Below are 3,707 nucleotides of genomic sequence, written 5' to 3'. Positions count from 1 at the left end.
GCTTCTGTCAGATCACGAACTCGTCGTAGGTGTCGTCAATCTCGGCTTGCGTTAAACCGATGTACGCCATCGTTACTGCGGGGCTGGAGTGATTCAGTACCTTGCAAATCTTCTCGATGGATACCCCGCTGCTGTGCATCAACCAACCCCGAGTTTTACGCATCGAGTGGGTGCCAAGGCTGATGCCCAGTTCATCGCCAACTGCTTTGAAGGCGGTGGCCACGGCGATGCGGCTAACCGGCTTGTCCTTTGCTCTGTTGCTGTTCACTTCGAACAAGAACCTGTGGGTAGGGTTGGCTTCCCGACGCTTCTGAACGATGGCAGCGGCCTTCTCGTTGAGCTTGATGCTCCGCACCTTGCCCGTCTTTGACTCTTTGATCACAACACGACCTTGCAAGGCGTCATCGTAGGTGATGGTCAGGAGGTCGCTGATACGCAGGGCGACTTGTAGACCGAAGTTCCACAGGTCGGCGTACAGAGTGTTTCCCCTCGCGTTCAATGTCAGCTTGTGAGCGATTTGCTGTACTTCGGCTGTTGTCTTCACCGCTTCGACCAACTGCATACCGGCTCCTTGTGTTTGCTGGCTTCTCTAATTAACAGATTCTTCTGTTGCGTGGGATGTTACCCTGTGCCAGCAAGAAGTCAACGCCCATAAGCGTTCGCTTATTAACAGAATAGCATTCTGTAAACTAGATGCGGATGATGGCTGGCTTCAGGAGCTGGTCAGGTGGGGTCGTATCGCTGTGTGGGATGTGCTGGATCATGAGTGCAATCAGGATGCATCCCAGTCCCTTGCCAGCTTCGGTCAGTAGGTTGATCAGGACGTCTTTCAGAATCTTCTTCATGTGTTGTTCACCTTGTTGTTGATGAACGTATTTAGCGGGGCTTTTTTGTGTGCCACGAGCGGGGGTTTGCATGAAAACCGGATTACGAACGGCCTTTGCTTAGCAAACCCCCATGGTTCATAGCTTTATTCTATCACATTCGAAGATGATCTGAGATTTTACCTATAGTTTCGTAGCAGTTAACCGAGGTTTCCAGCAGGTTTTATGCGTGATCCATCGAAGCGTCGTATGCGTATTGGTTCGCCATCTTCGTCTTCGAATGCGACCTTGCCTCTGGCTTTGGTCATGTAGCTCAACCAGCGGATGGCTTCTTCCATATCAGCCCGCTTGCTGCTCTTGATTCGCTTGGCATCTGCGGCGGTGCAGTGGATGTGGGCATACCCCTCGGGGTTTAGCTGCTGCCATATGTCGAAGATCATGCCGATCAACCCGTAAGTTTCGTAGGTACCGTCGGCACGCCGACGAATCGACCCAGCGTTCTCTACCCGTCCCTTGGGTACAGCGATCCAGCAGTGGTAGTGGAGCTGCTTCGCCCTCTCCAGCTCGTTACACCAGCCGTACGCACTTTTCCTGATGGACTGACCGCCCCACAGTCGCTGCCGGAATTTGTTGTCCCTGAGGGCCGAGAACAGGCTGCTGACTCGGCTATTGGCTTCATCAGATGCGATCAGGACGTCACCGTCTGGCTTGGGAAGGTGTAAGTCGAATCGAACCAGGAAGACGTCTTCGTAGTGGCTCGCAATGGCTTCCATCTGGTCGATGTATCGATCAAGGGCTTCTTTGATCAATGGGGATTGACCCTGACGGTACTGCACTGGGTAGCCACGATAGTCTGATGACTCCAGCAGGGTGTATCTCAACGAACTCGACACGTCACTCGACCTCCATGTGCTGTATGGGTGTACACACCCTATGGATACTACATAAAAGATAGAAGATATTAATCAAGCCACTGTAAAACGAGCACAGCGGAGCCGGACTGGACTTGTCGGTAAGCCAGAGGCTGCGGGGCTTTGAGTTGGGGAGATGGGCTTGCGAATGGCTGTGATCTCCATCCGGAATTATTCCAGTTGAAAATCAAGACCGGGCATCATGCAGGACGATTGCCTGTTTGGCAAGGCTTTGGTGTTTTGGGGGCATTTGTCCCGCAGCAGGGTTGCCAGTGACTGAAGGCATCGCTAGGATTCGGGGATCAGAAAGAACGAAGCCACCGCCTTGCCGGGCGATGGCTTCCAATTTGGTTTTGACAGGACTTCGACCTCCTGCAAGACCCGCAGACCAGCAAGGATAAGTTGCTTTGGCCTTCGTACCCCCATTCTAGCGGGTGCGTCCCTCAATACAACCCCTTCCTGCTTAATGGTCTGCCACACACGTTGGTGGTTGGATAAGTGTCACTTCGGCGTGGTGTGTGCTGAGAGGCGATCAGGAGCGGGATTGACCGGAATCGCCAGTGGTGAAGTTGCCGTGATGCAGTTGCAGTGTTCGGATGTTGGGGTAACCCTCCCGAGCGACGCCCTCTCACGGTGGAGCAGACCACGGCCAAGCAGGGATGAGTGATTTCCTGCAAAGCTGCTCAGGTTGGTGCAAGCATCTGCGACCAGCCCCAGTGATGCGACGGTGACGGCGACGGGCCAGCCCTCGATTACTCGGTTACTTCCTCTGGTTAGGCTACGTGCCTTCCTAGGGGAAGTTGCCACCAGATTCTGCTCAGGCTCAAGCTCCGAGCCTGCCCCGTGTACGCCGTCGAACCTGACTTACTGGCTTCAAGCCATTACAGTGTTCCCTTTTTTGATGGGGAGTGATGTATGGCTGGCTCGACTTGTCCTTCGTGTAATCAACGGACGTTCTACGACAACGGCTCGGTGAAGCAATGTACGCAGTGCAATGCCACTGGTTGGGGCTGGAATAAGGGGATTGAACCGGGTCAGGGCCGGGGTCAGAAATGCACCAACTGCGCGAAGATGACTCTGCACGCTGTTGCGAATCTGGGTAACTACACCATTCGCCGTTGTTCAACGTGTGACTACAGCCTCGTTTCTAACGAGAACTGATCTACTCCCAGGACGCTAATACATCGGCAATGGATGCGGCTGGTTTGGTGGCCTGAGGCTTTGGCTGCTGAACCGCTGTCTCTGGCTTGTGTTCGATTCGAAGCAACGTTTCTCGTAACGATGCTATCTCGGCAATCAGTGGGGCTGTGGCTCGTTGTATGGCTGCTTCGATCACCTTTCCGAGATCAGTATCAGTGTGCACATTGGGTGTGAAAGGTTGTGCAGGTGGCTGTGCATTGGCCTGTGCAAGTTGCCCATAAACCCGCTCCAGTTCGGCTGTTTCGAATCGTCTCCTACCATCCGGCCCAACCGTGTAGGAGATACGGCCCGCATCGTTTTGGTTGTAGAGAGTTCGTCTACTGACGCCTGCTAGTTTGATGGCTTCTTGTACGGTGTGCAGCATGGTTGGCCTGTGACTGTGCAGATGTGTGCAAAGGGTAGCGTAGATGGATTTCTGGTGCTCTACCTGAGCCACCAAGTACTGGTTAGCCCGGGTGGGTTAGCGGCGATGCTTTATGAAAGTAACCCTGATGGTGAAACGGCATTGAATCATGACTGTTTCAGGCTCTCTATGGCTGTCTCAGGCGTTTTAATCTATTGGTAGCCCTACCCCACAGCTGTTGGTTTGCAGTCGCTCAAAATGCTCTACATGGCCTCACAGACTTTACTGGCTTCGTGTGGGGAGTCTGGCTTGGGAAGGTGTAAGTCGAATCGAACCAGGAAGACGTCTTCGTAGTGGCTCGCAATGGCTTCCATCTGGTCGATGTATCGATCAAGGGCTTCTTTGATCAATGGGGATTGACCCTGACGG

5 protein-coding genes are annotated in these 3,707 nt (G+C 53.5%); 1 reads left to right on the top strand and 4 read right to left on the bottom strand.

Translation table 11 applies throughout. From position 1 onward, the window contains the following. Positions 1-7: 7 nt before the first annotated feature. The 3 genes from AC0T7J_RS24975 to AC0T7J_RS24965 all read right to left on the bottom strand — a co-directional run bounded on the left by AC0T7J_RS24975 (position 8) and on the right by AC0T7J_RS24965 (position 1,633). Complete coding sequence (locus AC0T7J_RS24975; RefSeq protein WP_186748771.1) at positions 8-562, bottom strand: tyrosine-type recombinase/integrase; 555 nt, start codon at positions 560-562, stop codon at positions 8-10. 127 nt (positions 563-689) lie between these two features. After that, positions 690-845: a hypothetical protein gene (locus tag AC0T7J_RS24970; protein WP_186748772.1), complete on the bottom strand. Its 156-nt coding sequence runs from the start codon at positions 843-845 to the stop codon at positions 690-692. A 179-nt stretch (positions 846-1,024) separates the two neighbouring features. Beyond that, positions 1,025-1,633 carry a hypothetical protein gene (locus AC0T7J_RS24965; protein ID WP_473798379.1) on the bottom strand — a complete coding sequence of 203 codons (609 nt, stop codon included), beginning with the start codon at positions 1,631-1,633 and terminating at the stop codon, positions 1,025-1,027. A 1,017-nt stretch (positions 1,634-2,650) separates the two neighbouring features. Here AC0T7J_RS24965 and AC0T7J_RS24960 point away from each other — a divergent pair. Beyond that, on the top strand, positions 2,651-2,896 hold the full coding sequence (locus AC0T7J_RS24960; protein ID WP_473798376.1) for a hypothetical protein: 246 nt from the start codon (positions 2,651-2,653) through the stop codon (positions 2,894-2,896). Position 2,897: 1 nt separating this feature from the next. Here AC0T7J_RS24960 and AC0T7J_RS24955 read toward each other — a convergent pair whose 3' ends face one another. Beyond that, on the bottom strand, positions 2,898-3,299 hold the full coding sequence (locus tag AC0T7J_RS24955) for a helix-turn-helix domain-containing protein (RefSeq protein ID WP_473798373.1): 402 nt from the start codon (positions 3,297-3,299) through the stop codon (positions 2,898-2,900). Between the last annotated feature and the right edge of the window lie 408 nt (positions 3,300-3,707).

This window comes from Pantoea sp. E956-1 (genome assembly GCF_982223955.1).
Note: the sequence above shows the minus strand (reverse complement) of the source record. Positions and strands in the feature narration are given on the sequence as shown.